This is a genomic window from Pseudomonas sp. PSB11, assembly GCF_014596605.1.
In the GTDB taxonomy this organism is placed as follows: Bacteria; Pseudomonadota; Gammaproteobacteria; order Pseudomonadales; family Pseudomonadaceae; genus Aquipseudomonas; species Aquipseudomonas umsongensis.
The window spans coordinates 1-19,155 of the sequence record NZ_NOIO01000001.1 but is presented as its reverse complement, the minus strand read 5'-3'; the positions used below and the strand labels follow the sequence as shown (position 1 = coordinate 19,155).

Annotated in this window: 21 protein-coding genes; 6 read left to right on the top strand and 15 right to left on the bottom strand. The window is 58.5% G+C overall.

Going from position 1 to position 19,155, the window contains the following annotated elements; genetic code table 11:
* Positions 1 to 4 precede the first annotated feature (4 nt).
* Together CGA21_RS00105 and CGA21_RS00100 are read right to left on the bottom strand one after the other, a co-directional pair.
* Complete coding sequence (locus CGA21_RS00105; RefSeq protein ID WP_110748546.1) at positions 5 to 238, bottom strand: DUF1161 domain-containing protein; 234 nt, start codon at positions 236 to 238, stop codon at positions 5 to 7.
* Positions 239 to 402: 164 nt separating this feature from the next.
* On the bottom strand, positions 403 to 834 hold the full coding sequence (locus CGA21_RS00100; RefSeq protein ID WP_110748549.1) for an OsmC family protein: 432 nt from the start codon (positions 832 to 834) through the stop codon (positions 403 to 405).
* Positions 835 to 1,072: 238 nt separating this feature from the next.
* On the opposite strand from CGA21_RS00100, the gene CGA21_RS00095 reads away from it, so the two are divergent.
* A complete protein-coding gene (locus tag CGA21_RS00095; protein WP_188263291.1) occupies positions 1,073 to 2,074 on the top strand; it encodes an LLM class flavin-dependent oxidoreductase in 1,002 nt (333 codons plus the stop codon).
* Positions 2,075 to 2,150: 76 nt separating this feature from the next.
* On the opposite strand, the gene CGA21_RS00090 is transcribed toward CGA21_RS00095, so the two are convergent.
* Together CGA21_RS00090 and CGA21_RS00085 are read right to left on the bottom strand one after the other, a co-directional pair.
* Complete coding sequence (locus CGA21_RS00090; protein ID WP_110748555.1) at positions 2,151 to 2,372, bottom strand: DUF1161 domain-containing protein; 222 nt, start codon at positions 2,370 to 2,372, stop codon at positions 2,151 to 2,153.
* 122 nt (positions 2,373 to 2,494) lie between these two features.
* Positions 2,495 to 2,710 (bottom strand): dodecin, encoded by a 216-nt coding sequence (locus CGA21_RS00085; RefSeq protein ID WP_007940746.1) that lies wholly within the window; start codon positions 2,708 to 2,710, stop codon positions 2,495 to 2,497.
* A gap of 157 nt (positions 2,711 to 2,867) precedes the next feature.
* Between CGA21_RS00085 and CGA21_RS00080 the strand changes: the two genes are divergently transcribed.
* Positions 2,868 to 3,194, top strand: a complete 327-nt coding sequence (locus tag CGA21_RS00080; protein WP_020798079.1) for a YqjD family protein — start codon at positions 2,868 to 2,870, stop codon at positions 3,192 to 3,194.
* Here CGA21_RS00080 and CGA21_RS00075 read toward each other — a convergent pair.
* Positions 3,167 to 4,084, bottom strand: a complete 918-nt coding sequence (locus CGA21_RS00075; RefSeq protein ID WP_188263290.1) for a LysR family transcriptional regulator — start codon at positions 4,082 to 4,084, stop codon at positions 3,167 to 3,169. The genes CGA21_RS00080 and CGA21_RS00075 overlap by 28 nt on opposite strands.
* Before the next feature lie 112 nt (positions 4,085 to 4,196).
* Between CGA21_RS00075 and trpB the strand changes: the two genes are divergently transcribed.
* Together trpB and trpA are read left to right on the top strand one after the other, a co-directional pair.
* Positions 4,197 to 5,432 (top strand): tryptophan synthase subunit beta, encoded by a 1,236-nt coding sequence (trpB, locus tag CGA21_RS00070; RefSeq protein ID WP_188263289.1) that lies wholly within the window; start codon positions 4,197 to 4,199, stop codon positions 5,430 to 5,432.
* On the top strand, positions 5,432 to 6,244 hold the full coding sequence (gene trpA, locus CGA21_RS00065) for a tryptophan synthase subunit alpha (RefSeq protein WP_188263288.1): 813 nt from the start codon (positions 5,432 to 5,434) through the stop codon (positions 6,242 to 6,244). Before trpB ends, trpA begins: the two co-directional genes overlap by 1 nt.
* 104 nt (positions 6,245 to 6,348) lie before the next feature.
* On the opposite strand, the gene CGA21_RS00060 is transcribed toward trpA, so the two are convergent.
* The 10 genes from CGA21_RS00060 to CGA21_RS00015 form a co-directional block, all read right to left on the bottom strand.
* Positions 6,349 to 8,310 (bottom strand): DUF4105 domain-containing protein, encoded by a 1,962-nt coding sequence (locus CGA21_RS00060; protein ID WP_188263287.1) that lies wholly within the window; start codon positions 8,308 to 8,310, stop codon positions 6,349 to 6,351.
* Positions 8,307 to 8,627, bottom strand: a complete 321-nt coding sequence (locus CGA21_RS00055) for a DUF2388 domain-containing protein (protein ID WP_020798084.1) — start codon at positions 8,625 to 8,627, stop codon at positions 8,307 to 8,309. Before CGA21_RS00055 ends, CGA21_RS00060 begins: the two co-directional genes overlap by 4 nt.
* Positions 8,628 to 8,655: 28 nt before the next feature.
* Positions 8,656 to 8,970: a DUF2388 domain-containing protein gene (locus CGA21_RS00050; protein ID WP_188263286.1), complete on the bottom strand. Its 315-nt coding sequence runs from the start codon at positions 8,968 to 8,970 to the stop codon at positions 8,656 to 8,658.
* Positions 8,971 to 9,076: 106 nt separating this feature from the next.
* Positions 9,077 to 9,394, bottom strand: coding sequence for a DUF2388 domain-containing protein (locus tag CGA21_RS00045; protein ID WP_110748568.1), 318 nt, complete (start codon positions 9,392 to 9,394; stop codon positions 9,077 to 9,079).
* A gap of 338 nt (positions 9,395 to 9,732) precedes the next feature.
* The gene (locus CGA21_RS00040) at positions 9,733 to 9,948 is read right to left on the bottom strand and encodes a DUF1127 domain-containing protein (protein WP_007947887.1); all 216 of its coding nucleotides are present in this window, start codon (positions 9,946 to 9,948) and stop codon (positions 9,733 to 9,735) included.
* Positions 9,949 to 10,267: 319 nt separating this feature from the next.
* A complete protein-coding gene (locus CGA21_RS00035) occupies positions 10,268 to 11,761 on the bottom strand; it encodes an acetyl-CoA hydrolase/transferase family protein (protein ID WP_188263285.1) in 1,494 nt (497 codons plus the stop codon).
* Between the two features lie 215 nt (positions 11,762 to 11,976).
* On the bottom strand, positions 11,977 to 13,410 hold the full coding sequence (locus CGA21_RS00030) for an NAD(P)(+) transhydrogenase (Re/Si-specific) subunit beta (protein ID WP_083349961.1): 1,434 nt from the start codon (positions 13,408 to 13,410) through the stop codon (positions 11,977 to 11,979).
* On the bottom strand, positions 13,407 to 13,763 hold the full coding sequence (locus CGA21_RS00025; RefSeq protein ID WP_008064823.1) for an NAD(P) transhydrogenase subunit alpha: 357 nt from the start codon (positions 13,761 to 13,763) through the stop codon (positions 13,407 to 13,409). The genes CGA21_RS00030 and CGA21_RS00025 overlap by 4 nt, the downstream gene beginning before the upstream one ends.
* A gap of 11 nt (positions 13,764 to 13,774) precedes the next feature.
* Positions 13,775 to 14,896 (bottom strand): Re/Si-specific NAD(P)(+) transhydrogenase subunit alpha, encoded by a 1,122-nt coding sequence (locus CGA21_RS00020; RefSeq protein WP_110748572.1) that lies wholly within the window; start codon positions 14,894 to 14,896, stop codon positions 13,775 to 13,777.
* Between the two features lie 436 nt (positions 14,897 to 15,332).
* On the bottom strand, positions 15,333 to 16,232 hold the full coding sequence (locus CGA21_RS00015; RefSeq protein ID WP_188263284.1) for a LysR family transcriptional regulator: 900 nt from the start codon (positions 16,230 to 16,232) through the stop codon (positions 15,333 to 15,335).
* 157 nt (positions 16,233 to 16,389) lie between these two features.
* Between CGA21_RS00015 and CGA21_RS00010 the strand changes: the two genes are divergently transcribed.
* Entirely contained in the window at positions 16,390 to 17,571 is a 1,182-nt protein-coding gene (locus CGA21_RS00010) for an acyl-CoA dehydrogenase (RefSeq protein WP_110748578.1), read from the top strand.
* A gap of 12 nt (positions 17,572 to 17,583) precedes the next feature.
* A complete protein-coding gene (locus tag CGA21_RS00005; RefSeq protein WP_110748581.1) occupies positions 17,584 to 18,804 on the top strand; it encodes a CaiB/BaiF CoA transferase family protein in 1,221 nt (406 codons plus the stop codon).
* The last annotated feature ends 351 nt before the right edge of the window (positions 18,805 to 19,155 follow it).

Sequence of the window (19,155 nt, the reverse complement as noted above, 5' to 3'; positions counted from 1 at the left end):
CAGGTCAGCGGTCATTCTTCTGGTAGATGATTTTCTTGGTGCCACCTTCGCACGAGCCAACGACCATGTTCTGATCGTGCACTTCGTCGTTGGTAACGATTTCCAGGGTGTAGGACGTCACCCCTCGGGCCTGGATCTTGGCTTCGATTTCGGCCTTGAGCTCTTCACAAGGTTTGGGTGCCGCCAGGGCCGAGGTGGCCAGGGCGCAGCAGATAATCGCCAAGGTAAAACGTTTCATGGTTGAAGCTCCTTGAGGCAGCGCGCATAGGTCATGCGTTTGTGCTGCTGTCATTTATTCGACCACAGTTTTACCGGGCAAATCTGTTTCAAATCAAAAAAGATCGCAGCCCGCGGCAGCTCCTACAGGATCAGGGAGTTGCCGAAGGCTGCGATCATGCGAACTTAGCTGACCAGCGTGGCCTCCAGGCTGATTTTCGCATTCAGCACCTTGGAGACCGGACAACCCTCTTTGGCCTTGTTGCTCAACTCATCGAACTGCGCCTGGCTCGCCCCGGGGATTTTTGCCTTGAGGATCAATTTCACGGCGGTGATCGCAAAACCACCTTCTACCTGGTCGAGGGTCACTTCGGCGTGGGTATCGATGCTGTCGGCCTTGAGGCCGGCATCACCGAGAATCATCGAAAACGCCATGGAGAAACAGCCCGCATGGGCCGCACCGATCAACTCTTCCGGATTAGTGCCCTTTCCGCCCTCAAAGCGGGCCTTGAAGCCATAGGGCGCGTCCCTGAGCACACCGGTTTCGGTGGAAATCGAGCCGATGCCGGTTTTCAGATCACCTTCCCAATGGGCCGATGCTTTCTTGGTGATAGCCATGCCTGTCTCCTCAAGATCCGGCGCGAAGCGTCGCGCCGTTGTGGTTTCGGTCGTTAGGGTTCTGAGGGTAGACCGGGGAGCAAAGTTCAGCGCATCTGATCGTTCGGTTTTTTGTCGCTAAATTTCGCCCTGCTATTGAAACTCGGGTATATGCCCTCATTGCATGAAACACGCTTATGGATTCGGCAGGTTTTCGTTTGTATGAAAAACCTGCGTCCTCAATTGGAGAAGCAGGTTTATGAAACGACTGTCCGATATCAAGTTCTCGACCCTCGACCTGGTGCCCGTGCGCGAAAACGGCAGCGCCGCCCAGTCGTTGCGCAACTCGCTGGACCTGGCGCAGCACGTCGAGAAGTTCGGCTATAACCGCTTTTGGGTGGCTGAACACCACAACATGGACGGTATTGCCAGTTCTGCAACCTCCGTGCTGCTTGGCTATCTGGCCGGTGGTACGTCGACCATCCGTGTCGGGTCCGGTGGGGTCATGCTGCCCAACCACGCACCGCTGGTCATCGCTGAACAATTCGGCACGCTGGAAAGTCTGTATCCAGGGCGCATCGACCTGGGACTTGGCCGTGCGCCCGGTTCCGACCAGATGACAGCCCGTGCGCTGCGTCGCGAACGTTCCGGCAGCGCCGACGACTTCCCGGAAGATGTGGCCGAACTGGTGCGTTATCTCGGCCCGCGCACCCCGGACCAGCGCGTCATTGCAATGCCGGGTACCGGAACGAATGTGCCGGTCTGGTTGCTGGGCTCAAGCCTTTTCAGTGCGCAGCTGGCAGGGGAGCGCGGTTTGCCTTATGCGTTCGCGTCACATTTCGCTCCGCGCTTCATGCATGAGGCCATTCGCGTCTATCGCAATCACTTCAAGCCTTCCGCCGTGCTGGACAAGCCTTACGTGATGCTTGGCGTGCCTTTGGTCGCCGCCGACACGGATGAACAAGCCGATTATCTGGCGACTTCGGTATTCCAGCGTATTCTTGCGCTGATGCGTGGTCAGAGCCTGGTGCAGCGCCCGCCGGTGAAGACGATGGAAGGGCTGTGGTTGCCTCATGAGAAAGAGGCGGTCAGCGATTTCCTGGGATTGGCGATGATCGGCAGCCCGCAAAAAATCCGCGCCAAGCTGGACGTGCTGATCGAGCAGACCCAGGCCGACGAGCTGATTTTTACCTGCGACCTGTACGAACATGCGGATCGGCTGCATTCCTATGAGCTGCTGGCGCAAGTCATGAAGGGCTGAACACGTTGACCGCAAAAAAGCCGACGCGATGGCGTCGGCTTTTTGCGGGCAATCGGTTGGTGGCCGTTTTCTGAGGCTACCGCTTATAGACTATTTCCTTGCTGCCCTTCTCGCAGGTGCCGACGATTTTCCCGCCAGACGCATTGCCTTTATCGACAATTTCCAGCGAATAGCCGGAAATGCCCTTGGCGTCGAGCTTTGCTGCGATTTCGGCTTTCAATTCTTCGCAGGACTTGCCGTCAGCTAAGGCAGTCCCCGCCAGGCTCAATAAACCCACTGCCCAAATAAACTTCTTCATCGGTCGCAATCTCTGGTCGGATCAAAAAAGGCATCCAGCCATTGGCCGGAAAAACGCACATAGCGTATTGCCACTTCCTATGGCATTCGGCCAGCGCTCAAGTTCAGAAGACTAGACTAACGTCAGCTACTGGCAATCCGGAACCCGACCTTGAGCGTCACCTGGAAGTGCGCCGCCTTGCCGTCCTTGATATGGCCTCGGGTCTCGGTGACTTCGAACCATTCCATGTATTTGAGACTTTTGTTGGCCTCGGCCAATGCGTTGTTGATCGCGTCTTCAATACTGCTGGTGGACGAGCCGACGAGTTCGACTTTCTTATAGGTGTGATGGTCAGTCATGGCGTTCTCCTTAGGGTGTGAAATACAGCCTAGCAGTGATTTTCTGTCTTACTCCCTTCGGTCGCTGTGACATCGATACTCACATTTACTGCACTTTCTCGAGTCCCTGAAGTCCCAACCAACACACGCCACTCATCAACAATGCAGGAGAGCCACCATGGCCAACAGCTCGTTACGTAAAGCCTCATTGCAAAGCATGGAAGCGGAGATCGAGAGTCTGCTCAAATCCTTGGAAAGCCTGAAGGACGACGCCTCGGACGAGTCGCGTAAAACCCTCAAGGTGCTTAAAGGCAATGCCGAGAACGCTCTGAGGCATTCACGCCATCTGCTCTCGGATGCCTACGAAGAGGTCAAGGTCAAAACCCGTGAAACCGGAATTGCCACTCGGGATTACGCACAGGAACACCCTTGGACGACTGCTGGTGTTGCCGTTGGTGCGCTGGGCCTGTTGGCGGCCTATTTGCTGTTTAAACGCGGGGAATGATCTGTCTGGCGCAGCTCAGCCTTGAGCCATTGCGCCAGTTGCCTGGCGCGCCCGTCCGCGGCGCGCTTGGGTAGCCACAGGGCCAGATAAGCGGGTGTTTCGCAAAATCCCCAAGGGGCGACCAGGCGACCTGCCTTCACGTCCTCGGCCACCAGCGGCTCGGGAGCAATCGCAACACCCAGACCGGCTACGGCCGCTTCCAGTAAATAATACAAATGCTCGAAACCTTGCCCGTACTTCAACGCTTTGGCGTCGAGGCCGCTTTGCTGCGCCCAACTGGGCCAGGCTTGCGGTCGCGAAGTGGTATGCAGCAAGGATTCAGTGAGCAGCGCTGCAGCCGGCGCTGTTTCCAGGTGCTCATAACCGGCGAACCGTGGGCTCATGACCGGGCCGATCCGTTCGCTGGCCAGTTCGAACACCTGCATATCTGCAGGCCAGGGCGGTTCGGCAAATACGAGCAGGGCATCCAGGCCGGGGCGACGGGGATCGAGATCGCCTTCGCCGGCTGACAGGTGCAGGCGCAAATCAGGCAGATCAGCGTTCAGTCGTCCCAGGCGCGGTATGAACCAGCGGGCCAACAGGCTTCCTGAGCAGCCCAGGACGAACGGTGCATCGGCAGTGCTTTGCGTGAGCTCGGCGCACACCGTGCGCAGGCGTTCGAAGGCGTCGGTACTGGCATCGCGTAATCGCATGCCGGCATCTGTGAGTTTCAGGCCACGACCTTCCTTGGTGAACAGGCTCACCCCGAGGTGTTCTTCAAGCACCTTCAGTTGGCGACTGACAGCACCGTGGGTGACATGCAGCTGCTCGGCGGCCTGGCTGACGCTGTTCAAGCGCGCAGTGGCTTCGAAGGCGCGCAAGGCGTTCAGTGGTGGCAGATCGTGGCTCATGATATCTGTGAGTTTTCCTGACAGGTTGTGGCGATCTTATCGGTTTTCAGAGGCTGGCGTCAGGGGTAGAGTTAAGCCCATTGTCATATCACGCATTCAATTGGAGCGCTCCATGACCCAGACTAATCTGCGCAACGGCCCTGACGCCAACGGCCTGTTCGGCGCGTTTGGCGGCCGTTACGTCGCTGAAACCCTGATGCCACTGATCCTTGACCTGGCCCGCGAATACGAAGCGGCCAAGGAAGATCCGGCATTCAAGGAAGAGTTGGCGTACTTCCAGCGTGACTACGTCGGTCGTCCGAGCCCGCTCTATTTCGCCGAACGTCTGACCGAATTCTGTGGCGGCGCGAAGATTTACCTCAAGCGCGAAGAGCTGAACCACACTGGCGCGCACAAGATCAACAACTGCATCGGCCAGATCCTGTTGGCGCGACGCATGGGCAAGAAACGTATCATTGCCGAAACCGGCGCTGGCATGCACGGGGTGGCGACCGCGACCGTGGCTGCGCGTTTTGGCCTGGACTGCGTGATCTACATGGGCACCACCGACATCGAACGCCAGCAGGCCAACGTGTTCCGCATGAAGCTGTTGGGCGCTGAAGTGATTCCGGTCGTGGCCGGCACCGGCACCCTGAAGGATGCGATGAACGAAGCCCTGCGCGACTGGGTGACCAACGTCGACAACACCTTCTACCTGATCGGCACCGTGGCCGGTCCACACCCTTACCCGGCAATGGTCCGCGACTTCCAGGCCGTAATCGGCAAGGAAACCCGTGACCAGCTGCAAGCCCAGGAAGGCCGCCTGCCGGACAGCCTGGTGGCGTGCATCGGTGGTGGTTCCAATGCCATGGGCCTGTTCCACCCGTTCCTGGATGACAAGAGCGTGGAGATCATCGGCGTGGAAGCGGCTGGCCACGGCATCGAGACCGGCAAGCACGCGGCCAGCCTGAACGGCGGCGTACCGGGTGTGCTGCACGGCAACCGGACCTTCCTGCTGCAGGACGACGATGGCCAGATCATCGACGCCCACTCGATCTCCGCTGGCCTGGACTACCCGGGCATCGGCCCGGAACACGCCTGGTTGCATGACATCGGCCGTGTCCAGTACACCTCGGTGACCGACGACGAAGCGCTCGCTGCATTCCACCAGTGCTGCCGTCTGGAAGGGATCATTCCTGCCCTGGAAAGCGCCCATGCCCTGGCTGAAGTGTTCAAGCGCGCGCCAACGCTGCCGAAGGATCACCTGATGGTGGTCAACCTGTCGGGCCGCGGGGACAAAGACATGCAGACCGTGATGCACCACATGGAACACTCTCAACACGAGCAATCCAAGCAGGAGAAACACTGATGAGCCGCCTGCAAACGCGTTTTGCCGAACTCAAGGAACAGAACCGCGCCGCCCTGGTGACCTTCGTCACCGCCGGCGACCCGGAATACGACACCTCCCTGGCGATCCTCAAGGGTTTGCCAGCCGCTGGCGCCGACGTGATCGAATTGGGCATGCCTTTCACCGATCCGATGGCCGACGGCCCGGCGATCCAGCTCGCCAACATTCGCGCGCTGGCAGCCAAGCAGAACCTGGCGAAAACCCTGCAAATGGTGCGTGAGTTCCGCAAGGACAACAACGAGACGCCACTCGTGCTGATGGGGTACTTCAACCCGATCCACAAGTACGGTGTACCGCGTTTCATCACCGATGCAAAAGAGGCCGGTGTCGATGGCCTGATCGTGGTGGACATGCCGCCCGAGCATAACGGTGAATTGTGCGACCCGGCCCAGGCCGCCGGTCTCGATTTCATTCGCCTGACTACCCCGACCACTGACGATGTGCGTCTGCCAACAGTCCTTAATGGCAGCTCCGGGTTTGTTTACTACGTATCGGTGGCCGGTGTGACCGGTGCTGGCGCAGCAACCCTGGAACACGTCGAAGAAGCGGTCACTCGCCTGCGCCGTCACACCGATCTGCCGATCAGCATCGGTTTCGGCATTCGCACGCCAGAGCAAGCGGCGTCCATCGCGCGCCTGGCGGATGGTGTGGTGGTGGGTTCGGCATTGATCGATCACATCGCCAATGCCACGACGCCGGAACAGGCGATCGATGGTGTGCTGAGCCTGTGCTCGGCATTGGCCGATGGCGTGCGTAAGGCCCGCGTCAGCTAACCGAACAGTTGCCATACAGAGGAATCAGACCCTCTCGTCACAGTTTGATCAGCAAGACCGAGGGCTTCAGGACCCTGTTCTGAAGCCCTTTTGCTTTTTTAGCCTCAAGGCAATTGAAGACCACCTGCTGCCTTGTGCAATTTACGCAGATGCTCCCCGATCTGTTTCACGTTGGCTTCGTTGGCCGCCATTTCGGCTGCGCGGTCTGGATCGAGCAGGGCCCGGACTTCCTTGTCCAGATCCCCGGTCAGTGCCTGAAGCTGCTTCTGCCGCAGGCTGGTCTCCGATTCCAGGCGTTGCCATTCAGCAGGTTGTGGCAGACCATACCCGCCGCTGCCGAGTAATTCCGCCGGACGACTGAGGAAACCGCTGTTATCGAGAATTTGCCTCAGTGTCGCGTTGGCTTTGTCCATTCCACCGTTTTTCAGCTCACGGGCACCCAGATAACGTTGTTTGACCTCGTCCTGGGCCAGTAGCAACTGCTGGCGATAGCTTGCCTGTTCCAGCAAGAGCAATGCCGCGCTGGTGCGCAAATCTGCCTGATCGAACCATTGGCGGCGTTGTGCGGCGGTCAGGGACAGCCAGTCTTCGACCTTCTCCTGTTTGATCGGTAGCTGTTTTCTCAATACCTCGAACATTGCTTGATAGCGATCGCGGAAAGAGTCAAAGCGATAGCCCAGGCGAAGCGCCTCACGTGGATCGTCCAGCACGCTGGTATCCGCCAGCCCGCGCCCCTTGAGCACCTCCAGCAAACCATTGGGCATGATGTTGTCCAGGGCAACCAGTTTTGAGTTGTTGGTGCCGCCCCGCAATAACTTCAGCTCTTCGACAGCGCAGTTGTTCGACAGGAAGAAGTAGTTGCCGTCATAACTCCAGTGCATCTCTGCGGCACGCTCCACCACGTTTTCAATCTCGTCACGTGACAGCTTCAGCGGCACGGAGGCGAGGCTGCGCAGCTCGGTCTTGGTGTACTCGTCGATCACCTGGGCCAGCGGCAACACGAACAGGCGTGAGGGGTATTTACCCACCAGTCCATCCCAGCTCGATAGCTGCACGTCGCCCACGAACGCACGGTAGGACAACACCAGGTGCTGGTCCAGGTCGAGGCGACAATCCGGCCCGCGTGGCCGTCCGGGTGCACAGATCACCAGGCGCAACATGCTGTGGCCCCAACGGCTGACCCAGTTCTGATTGGCCTCTGCCAGTAGATAATCGACGGAGTAGACCCGCTCCGGATCGACCTGGCCCAAAGGCGTCTTGGCAAAGTCATTGCCGGCGTTGAGGAAGGCGAAGGTCTTGCCGCAATCGTTCTTGGCCGCCGGTGCCCAGCCGAAACGCTCCTTGTAGTAGCGGTACAGCGCAGGGCGACGACAGGCGTAGCTCGGGTCGAGGAGGAAATACTCCATGTTGACCGCGACGAATTCCTTGGGGCTGCTGGTCTCGTAGATATCCGGGCTGCGGGCGATCTGGCGGTTGTGTTGTTCGCGCTCGCCCCGACGGCCAACGTACTGTTGCCAGCCGGCAAGGTCGAGCAGGCGCGGATCATCGCTGAAAGTAAAGCGCCTATCGGACTGCCCACGGCATTGATCGGGAATGCCGATCAGCCCTGAACTGCCGCTGCGTTGGGTGCAGCGCTGGATCAGCGTGCGTTCCGCGTTTGGCCAAAGGCGCGAGCGATCATAAATATGGGTCAGCTCATGCAGCACCGTGGCGAGCATTTCCCGGCGTACAGTGCCATGGGGGCGATAGGTTTTCTTGGTGGCGGCGCTGCCATCGGTGAGGCTCGCCAACAAATTGCGATTCAGATCGAGTTCGGAAACCAGCGACGCCTGACCGTAGGCATCGCTGCGCATGTTATCGGTCCAGCCGACGTCGATACGCCGGTCAAGCTGCTCGACGAACCGTGGCGGCAATGCCTGCATGGCTTCATCAAGCAAAGCCTGGCTGGCCCGCTGTTGCGCGGGGCTAAGGCCTTCGGTCTTGAGGTGTAGTTCGAGGTCGGCGTGGGCCGTGCTGCCAAACAGCAGCAGGGCCCCGGCCAACAGCCAGGAAGCTGGAGACCTCACAGTGCGAGGATGGCTTCGGCGAGATCCTGATCACTGGCATCGCGGGCTTCAGGAACGCGAGTGCGCAACAAATTGAGAGCAGATTCCAGATGTGCACCACGAATATCGCCGTTGCTGGCGACGAAACTGGCGGCATCGTCCTGGGCTTCACGGACGATTTTAGAGTCGCGGATCGACGTCGTGGTGTCGGAAGTGAAATCCAGTGTGCGCTGGGTGGCACGAATAAGGATGTTGCTGGTGGCAACCAGGGTTTGGGCCTGGGCCACATCAGCCAACAACAATAGGCCAAGGGTGGCGACAATCAGCGGGTTACGCATGGAACGACTCCGGAGAAACATGGGATAACTATTGGACGAGAATTGCTTGTGCCAGTTCAAGGTCACTGGCATGAAGTTTTGGCTGGGCCTGGCGCAGGTAATCCAAGGCCGACTCCAGTCGTGCGCCTCTCATTCGACCATCACTGGCGATGAATACCGCGGCATCATCCCGGGCGGCGAGCAGTTTATGGTCGAAGGGGGCGGAGGTCACCAGGCTTGAAGCATAACTGCTGGCCACAACGCCCTGGGTAGACAGGTTGAACGCGTCGAAGGCATGGACAACCCCCGAGTAACTGGCCGCTAGTAATACTGGAGCAATCAGCAGGTTTGGAAGAAAACGCATGAGACTCGATAGTTGAAAGTGAGTCCCAAGGCTAGCGCACGGCCCGGGCTAGAGCCAGTGCTGAAACATTGGGACACGTCACCCGTGTCCCACATCAGGTAAACGCTTAGATGGTCAGGATTGCCTGGGCCAACTGTGCGTCTGTTGCGTTCAGCTGTGGAGCCTGATGACGAATGTGGTCAAGTGCGCTTTCCAGTTTCACCCCGCGGATGCTGCCTTCGCTGGCGACGAAGCTGGCGGCGTCGTCACGGGCCGCGAGCACGATTTTGTCATCCTTGAACGAGGACGTGACATCGGAGGTTGCGTCGGAGGTGGCCTTGAGTGCATTGACGACGGCATCGGTGGTCACGATGAAGCTGGTGGCGTGGGCATTGGCCGCGACGGCAAGCAGGGCTGCAGCGCTGAGCAGACGAAGACGGGACATGGTGTAACTCCTTTGGATAAGACGATAAAGGTGATGCAGTGTCTGGTGATTCAGACACCAGGCACTCGGGGGTGGCGCCACGTTCTGATTTGATATTAGGCCTTAGCAGGTCGTTTCGAACAGCCTATAAGAGAAAAGGTTGCTAAAAATCGGTTCGAGCGGTTGATCGTCGATTGCAAGCTGTATCGGTCTAATCTTCAAATACGAAAACTGTACCTGTTTGCGCATTGATATCACCTGAAACGACAAAGCCCGTCGTGGAATCCCACGACGGGCTTTGTTTGTGCAATTCGGGTTGCTGGCGGTGGACCCTGCGGGTCAGAGCCAGCGACGCTAACTTAGCGCCAGAACGGCTTGCTCAGCTCTTCATAGCGTTGTGCTTCGCTAATCCCGGCGTCAGCCAGCAGACGCGAATCCAGGCGAGCCAGTTGGTGGCGGCTGGAGATGCGGCGCTGCCACAGCATCAGGTTGGCGATAACGCGCAAAGGCATGGAAGCCTGGGTTTTTGCAGCAGTGTCTTCGAAGAACAGATCGGAACTGAGTGTACGTTCCATGGTTTTCATCCTTCCGCTTGTGGCGGGATTAGGTAGTGGCTTAACTGGTGCCCATGATCCTCTTGTTTGCCTAGCCTCTGTAGATACAGTTCACCTGTATTGTGAGAGCTCAGTTAACTGTTTATAGGGGGTGTACTGGTCGAAAATGAGGCAACTGTACCTGTCTGCGCCATTATGGTGCGATTTTGCTGATTTTCATGAGAGAGGTAGGAAAATTCGGTAGGAAATGACCGGTACAGCAGTACAGTTTTTGTCAGATTTTGAAGTAGCAACAGCGAGCTGACGAAACTGTGTTTGCGTCAGCTGCCATCTGTATCAATCAAACAGTGATCATTCTCCCGGTTTCTTCCAGGTTCATGTGCCAGCTCAGTGCATCGCGCAGGATATGGGGCGTGTGTCCGCCGATGGCGCAGGCAGCCGTGAAGTAGTCGTTCAGTGCCTCGCGATAATCCGGGTGTACGCAGTTGTCGATGATGACGCGTGCCCGCTCCCGGGGTGCCAGGCCGCGCAGGTCCGCCAGGCCGACTTCGGTGACGAGGATGTCGACATCATGTTCGGTATGGTCAACGTGGCTGACCATCGGCACCACGCTGGAAATCGCCCCGCCCTTGGCGATCGACTTGGTGACGAAAATCGCCAGGTGCGCATTACGCGCGAAGTCGCCCGAGCCGCCAATGCCGTTCATCATCCGCGTGCCGCAGACATGGGTGGAGTTGACGTTGCCATAGATATCGAATTCAAGGGCGGTGTTGATGCCGATGATGCCGAGACGGCGGACCACTTCCGGGTGGTTGGAGATTTCCTGAGGTCGCAGCACCAGCTTGTCCTTATAACGCTCCAGGTTGCCGAATACGTCAGCGTTGCGGCGGCTCGACAAGGTGATCGAACTGCCAGAGGCAAAACTCAGCTTGCCGGCATCGATCAAGTCGAACGTCGAGTCCTGAAGCACCTCGGAGTACATGGTCAGGTCTTCGAATGGCGAATCGATCAAACCACACATCACTGAGTTGGCGATGGTGCCGATCCCGGCTTGCAGTGGGCCGAGCTTGTTGGTCATGCGTCCCGCGTCGACCTCTTGCTTGAAGAAGTCGATCAGATGATCGGCGATCGCCTGGGTATCCACGTCCGGGGGCAGCACGGTGGACGGTGAGTCAGACTGATTGGTGACCACGATCGCGACGATCTTTTCCGGTGGAATCGGGATGGCGGTGCTGCCAATGCGATCGTCGACCTTGACCAAGGGAATCGGCGTACGGGTCGGACGATAGGTCGGTATATAGATGTCGTGCAGACCTTCGAGGTTGGGGTTGTGCGCCAGATTGATCTCGACGATCACGTGCTTGGCGAAAATCGCGAAGCTGGCCGAGTTCCCCACGGAAGTGGTCGGCACGATATGGCCTTGCTCGGTAATGGCCACGGCTTCGATCACCGCGATGTCCGGCAGCTTCAGTTGCTGGTTGCGCAGTTGCTCGACGGTTTCCGAAAGGTGCTGGTCAATGAACATCACATCGCCAGCGTTGATCGCCTTGCGCAAGGTGCTGTCCACCTGGAACGGCATGCGTCGTGACAATACGCCAGCTTCGGTGAGCTGTTTGTCGAGGTCGTTGCCCAGGCTGGCGCCGGTCATCAGGCTGATCTTCAGCGGGGTGACTTTGGCCCGTTCGGCCAGTGCGTGGGGCACGGCCTTGGCTTCGCCGGCGCGGGTGAAGCCGCTCATGCCGACGGTCATGCCGTCCTCAATCAGAGCGGCAGCCTCGGCGGCGCTCATCACTTTATCCAACAACGAAGGCAGGCGAATACGGTCACGGTACATGGATTGTTATCTCGGGCAACGGGTAGCAGGACATGCAGTCTAGTGAATTTCACGGCGCTGTGTCCCGCTACCAAGGTCGCAAACGAGGTGTCTATTCCGGTGCTTTCAGACAAAACACCGTTACCGTTTCGGTAACAACGCGACGGTTTGGCCATTGATTATCGCAAACAAAAACGCCCCGACGAGTCGGGGCGTTTTGGTACTGCGAAACGGTCTTACTCGACGGCTTTAACCATGTCTTCGATGACTTTCTTGGCGTCGCCGAAGACCATCATGGTTTTGTCCAGGTAGAACAGTTCGTTGTCCAGACCGGCATAACCGCTGGCCATCGAGCGCTTGTTGACGATGATGGTCTTGGCCTTGAACGCTTCGAGGATCGGCATACCGGCAATCGGCGATTTCGGATCGTTCTTCGCGGCCGGGTTGACCACATCGTTCGCGCCCAGCACCAGCACCACGTCGGCCTGGCCGAACTCGGAGTTGATGTCGTCCATCTCGAACACCTGGTCGTAAGGCACTTCAGCCTCGGCCAGCAGTACGTTCATGTGGCCAGGCATACGACCGGCAACCGGGTGGATCGCGTACTTCACGGTCACACCACGGTGGGTCAGCTTCTCGGTCAGTTCCTTCAGCGCATGCTGGGCACGGGCTACCGCCAGGCCGTAGCCCGGAACGATGATCACGGTGTCGGCGTTGGTCAGCAGGAAGGTTGCATCGTCAGCCGAACCGGATTTCACCGGACGCGCTTCTTTCGAGCCTGCAGGGCCTGCGTCTGCCGTGTTGCCGAAACCGCCGAGCAATACGTTGAAGAACGAGCGGTTCATCGCCTTGCACATGATGTACGAGAGGATCGCACCGGACGAACCTACCAGCGAACCGGCGATGATCAGCATCGAGTTGTTCAGCGAGAAGCCGATACCTGCTGCCGCCCAACCGGAGTAGCTGTTGAGCATGGACACCACGACCGGCATGTCGGCACCGCCGATCGGGATGATGATCAGCACGCCAAGCACGAAGGCCAGCGCCAGCATCACGGCGAAAGCGGTGTAGTCGCCGGTGAGCATGAAGGTCACGCCCAGGGCCAGTGTGGCCAGGCCCAGCAACAGGTTCAGCTTGTGCTGACCGCCAAACTGTACCGGCGCGCCTTGGAACAGGCGGAACTTGTACTTGCCCGCCAGTTTACCGAAGGCAATGACCGAGCCGGAGAAGGTGATCGCACCGATGGCAGCGCCCAGGAAAAGCTCCAGGCGGTTACCGGCCGGAATCGCATCGCCGAGGTTCTGGACGATGCCCAGCGACTGTGGCTCGACCACGGCGGCCACGGCGATGAACACCGCAGCCAGGCCGATCATGCTGTGCATGAAGGCGACCAGTTCGGGCATCTTGGTCATTTCAACGCGTTTGGCCATGATCGTACCGACAGTGCCGCCGATCAGCAGGCCGACGATCACGTAGACGATACCGTCGTGGGCCAGCTCGGCGCCCAGCTTGTAGATCAGGCCAACCGTGGTGAGGATCGCCAGGCCCATGCCAAGCATGCCGAACAGGTTGCCGCGACGCGACGTGGTTGGGTGCGAGAGTCCCTTGAGCGCCTGGATGAAGCAGACCGAGGCGATCAAATACAGGGAAGTAACCAGGTTCATGCTCATGCTTGCTGCACCTCAGCCTTGATTGCTTCGGCCTTGGCTGCCGGAGCTTTTGCTGGAGCCGCTTTCTTCTTGAACATTTCCAGCATGCGCCGGGTAACCAGGAAGCCACCGAACACGTTGACCGCAGCCAGGGCCACGGCGAGGGTGCCCATGGTCTTGCCCAGTGGGGTCACGGTGAGGGCGGCAGCCAGCATGGCGCCGACGATGACGATGGCCGAGATCGCGTTGGTCACGGCCATCAGGGGGGTGTGCAGTGCAGGGGTCACGTTCCAGACCACGTGGTAGCCGACATAGATGGCCAGCACGAAGATGATCAGGTTGTAGATACCGTGAGAGATCAGCATGTCTTCCATTGTTTTTATCCTCAGCCGTTCTTGCGCACGATCTGGCCGTCGCGGCACATCAGGCACGCGGCGACGATATCGTCTTCAAGGTTGATCACCAGTTGTCCTTCTTTATCGAACAACAGTTTCATGAAGTCCAGCAGGTTGCGTGCATACAGTGCCGAGGCGTCGGCAGCGACTGCGGCCGCCAGGTTGGTCGGGCCAACGATGGTTACGCCATTCTCGACAACCACCTGGTCGGCCACGGTCAGCGGGCAGTTACCGCCTTGGGCAGCCGCCAGGTCGATGACCACCGAGCCCGGTTTCATCTGGGCCACGGTCTCTGCGCTGAGCAGCGTCGGCGCCTTGCGACCCGGAATCAGCGCCGTGGTAATGACGATGTCGGCCTGTTTGGCGCGTTCGTGCACGGCCACGGCCTGGCGCTGCATCCAGCTGGCCGGCATCGGGCGAGCGTAGCCGCCGACACCGACGGCGCATTCGCGCTCTTCGTCGGTCTCGTAAGGTACGTCGACGAACTTGGCGCCCAGGGATTCGATCTGTTCTTTTACCGCCGGACGCACGTCAGACGCTTCGATCACCGCACCCAGGCGCTTGGCCGTAGCGATGGCCTGCAGCCCGGCAACACCGGCGCCGAGAATCAGCACCCGCGCCGCTTTCACGGTGCCCGCGGCGGTCATCAGCATCGGCATGAAGCGCGGATAGTGATGAGCGGCCAGCAACACGGCTTTATAGCCGGCGATGTTGGCTTGCGAGGACAGCACGTCCAGGCTCTGTGCGCGAGAGGTGCGAGGAGCAGCCTCCAAGGCAAAGGCAGTAATGCCGCACTCAGCCATCTTGGCGATGGTTTCGTTGTTGAACGGATTGAGCATCCCCACCACAACGGTGCCGCTCTTAATCAGCGCAAGCTCGCTGTCGCTGGGGGCGACCACCTTCAAAATCAGCTCTGCACCAAACGCCTCGCTGGCACTGCCAATGGCCGCGCCTGCGGCTTCATAGGCACTGTCGACAACACTGGCATTGATGCCGGCGCCGCTTTGTACAGTGACCTTGTGACCCTGGCCGATCAGCTTCTTGATGGTTTCGGGGGTTGCAGCAACCCGTGTTTCACCGGTCTGGGTTTCGAGAGGAACACCAATGTGCACGTCAAATCTCCTGCGTGATCTTATTGAGTAAACCCATGCACTACGGATGGTGCGGCTGGGGCGGCCGATCAGCACGACCCCGCCAAATTCAGGCGGGGCGCGGCATTTTGCAGGCGAACTTTGTGCCCTTACAAGGGATTATGACGGGTGACGGAAAATTAACTACAAGTCACCCCGTGACCGAATGTCGCAACCAAACGGCTCAATCCCTTCTAGGCCGTGCCTTTCGGGCATTTTGGCGCAAATCCAACAATTTACACATCGGCCATATGAATGATGCGGAATCGACCTGGAATAGTGGCGCAAAGCCGCGTCTTCAGGCGCTTGTGGCACGTTTTTACTGCTTTCTCGTACAGTTTCTCTCTATGCGACAAATACTTATATCTGTAGGGTTTTCATTTTTTTGACTACGAGGTCAGATAAGTTCTGCAGGCCTTTATCCTTCTAGGCTGTAGCCATGGGCCTGATTTACCAGCCAGTCCCGAAAAGCCCTCAAAGACGCCGATTCGACCTTTCTCTCCGGAATCATCAGGTAATAGGCCTTGATGCTGGAGAGCGCCTGCGGGCTGGCGATCACCAGGCGAGCCTCGGCCAATTCGCGCTGAATCAGAAATGGCGGGATCAGTGCAATCCCCATGTCGTGCATCGCCGCCTGGGCCAGCATGGAGAATAGCTCGTAGCGCGGCCCTGTCATGTCGCGTGGGACGTTCAGGTGCTGAGAGTCGAACCATTGGCGCCAGGCGTAGGGGCGGGTGGTCTGTTGCAGAAGGGGAAGTTCGGCGATTTCAGCGGCTGTCAGGGCATTTTTTTGGCCCAATAGGTTGGGGCTGCACACGGGCATCGGATTTTCGCCCATCAGCCTGTGGGATTCAGTACCCGACCAATCCGCATCACCGAAGTAGATCGCCGCGTCGAAATCGGTGTCGGCAAACAGAAACGGCCGTGTGCGGTTGGTCAGGTTGACTGTTACTTCCGGGTGTTTCTGTTGAAAGTCCTTGAGCCTGGGCAGCAGCCACTGGGTCCCGAACGTTGGAACTACGGCCAGTTCTATGACGTTGGTCCCCTGTTGGCCCATCACGGACAAGGTGTCGCGCTCAACCGCATCGAGTTGGGTGGCAACTCGGCGACTGTAGGAAAGACCCGCCTCCGTCAGCTTGACCCCGCGTCGGGAGCGTCGGAACAGTTCCACGCCCAGGAACTCCTCGAGGCTGGCGATCTGTCGGCAAATTGCCCCTTGGGTCAGCGAAAGCTCCTGGGCTGCCTTGGTAAAGCTTTCATGGCGGGCGGCGGCCTCAAAGCTGATCAGGGCCGTTGTGCTGGGTATTTTCCTGCGCATGTACGTCAACCTCACTAATACGTCGCCTCAAATGGCTTTTGCGACGTCTCGGAGTGAGAAATTAGCACAACAGTATGCGAAATCCTCGTTTGCCCAGACAGCGAACCCGGCCTAGGATCACTCCACGTTATTTGACCTGTTTCGAGAGGACACACTCATGGCCGGTAAAGCTAGCTTCAACTGGATCGATCCCCTGCTGCTGGATCAACAGCTCACCGAAGAAGAGCGCATGATCCGCGACACCGCTGCGCAGTTCGCTCAGCAGAGTCTCGCACCGCGTGTGCTCGAAGCCTTCCGCCATGAAAAGACCGATCCGGCGATCTTCCGTGAAATGGGCGAAGTGGGCCTGCTGGGCGCAACCATTCCCGAGCAGTACGGCGGCAGCGGCCTGAACTACGTCAGCTACGGTTTGATTGCGCGTGAAGTCGAGCGCGTCGACTCCGGCTACCGCTCGATGATGAGCGTGCAATCCTCGTTGGTAATGGTGCCGATCAATGAATTCGGTACTGAAGCCCAGAAACAGAAATACCTGCCAAAACTGGCGTCGGGCGAGTGGATCGGCTGCTTTGGCCTGACCGAGCCAAACCATGGCTCCGATCCGGGTGCAATGATCACCCGTGCACGGAAAGTGGAAGGCGGCTATAGCCTGACCGGCAACAAGATGTGGATCACCAACAGCCCAATCGCCGACGTATTCGTGGTTTGGGGCAAGGACGATGCCGGCGACATCCGCGGCTTCGTTCTGGAGAAGGGCTGGAAAGGCCTTAGCGCTCCGGCGATTCACGGCAAGGTTGGCCTGCGGGCATCGATCACCGGTGAGATCGTCATGGACAACGTGTTCGTTCCGGAAGAAAACATCTTCCCTGACGTCCGTGGCCTGAAAGGTCCTTTCACCTGCTTGAATTCGGCCCGTTACGGCATCTCCTGGGGAGCGCTGGGCGCCGCTGAGTTCTGCTGGCACACCGCTCGCCAATACACCCTGGATCGTCAACAGTTCGGTCGCCCATTGGCCGCTACCCAGTTGATCCAGAAGAAGCTGGCTGACATGCAGACCGAAATCACCCTGGCGCTGCAAGGCTGCCTGCGTCTGGGTCGCATGAAGGACGAAGGCACTGCCGCGGTTGAAATTACCTCGATGATGAAGCGCAATTCCTGCGGCAAGTCCCTGGATATCGCTCGCATGGCCCGTGACATGCTGGGTGGTAACGGTATCTCGGATGAGTTCGGGGTTGCTCGTCATCTGGTCAACCTGGAAGTGGTGAATACCTATGAGGGTACGCATGACGTCCACGCGCTGATCCTCGGTCGCGCACAGACCGGCATCCAGGCGTTCTATTAATAGGAGAACGTCATGGGCGCGCTTTCACATCTACGGGTACTGGATTTATCGCGGGTGTTGGCTGGGCCATGGTCCGGCCAGATCCTCGCCGACCTTGGCGCCGAGGTGATCAAGGTCGAGCGTCCGGGCAATGGCGATGACACGCGCGCCTGGGGCCCTCCGTTCCTCAAGGACGCCTATGGCGAGAACACCAGCGAGGCTGCCTATTACTTGTCGGCCAACCGCAACAAGCAATCGGTCACCATCGACTTCACGCGTCCAGAGGGGCAGAAGCTGGTGCGTGACTTGGCGGCCAAGTCGGACATCCTCATCGAGAATTTCAAGGTCGGCGGTCTGGCGGCCTACGGTCTGGACTATGAGTCGCTGAAAGCGATCAATCCTGATCTGATTTATTGCTCGATCACCGGGTTTGGGCAAACCGGTCCTTACGCCAAGCGCGCAGGTTATGACTTCATGATCCAGGGCCTTGGCGGCCTGATGAGCCTGACGGGTCGACCTGAGGGCGAAGAAGGTGCGGGGCCGGTCAAGGTGGGTGTGGCACTGACGGATATCCTCACCGGGCTGTATTCCACTGTGGCTATCCTGGCCGCGCTTGCGCATCGAGACCACGATGGTGGTGGGCAGCATATCGATATGGCATTGCTGGATGTTCAGGTCGCCTGTTTGGCCAATCAGGCCATGAACTACCTGACAACGGGCAATGCGCCAAAGCGCCTGGGTAATGCACACCCGAACATCGTGCCTTATCAGGACTTCCCTACGGCTGATGGCGACTTCATCCTGACGGTCGGGAATGACGGGCAGTTTCGCAAGTTTGCCGAAGTGGCGGGGCAGCCCCAGTGGGCGGACGATCCGCGTTTTGCGACCAACAAATTGCGGGTGGCAAACCGGGCGGTGCTGATCCCCCTGATCCGTCAGGCTACGGTGTTCAAGACTACCGCCGAATGGGTTGCTCAGTTGGAACAGGCCGGTGTGCCGTGTGGCCCCATCAATGACCTGGCGCAGATGTTTGAAGATCCCCAGGTCAAGGCGCGCGGGTTGGCCATCGAGTTGCCTCACGTGCTGGCTGGCATGGTGCCTCAGGTGGCCAGTCCTATACGGTTGTCCAAAACGCCAGTGGAGTATCGGTATGCACCGCCTTTACTGGGCGAGCATACGCTGGAGATTTTGCAGCGGGTGCTGAATCTGGATGCTGGGGCCGTGTCTGCACTCAAGGCTTCAGGAGTTCTCTGAACGGGCTCTTCTATATAGAGGAGAGTTTGTCTCCTCTATACAGGGTTCAATCGGGGCATTTTGGTGCTTGCTGCAAGTTATTGAAAGAAAAGCGGAATCAATGCTTGACGGCAGATTCTGGAAGCCTATAATTCGCCCCACTTCCGGCGCAGTCGAAACGGAAAACTCCTTGGTAAACAATGAGTTACGAAGTTTTCGGCAGCAGGTTGCTTCAGTTCATCGAAGCGCCAAGGAGTTGAAAAAGAGGTGTTGACAGCAGCGTGTAACGCTGTAGAATTCGCCTCCCGCTGATGAGAGATCTGAAGCGCAAGTGGTTGAAGTTGTTAAGGTTTCCTTGAAAACTTCTGAAAA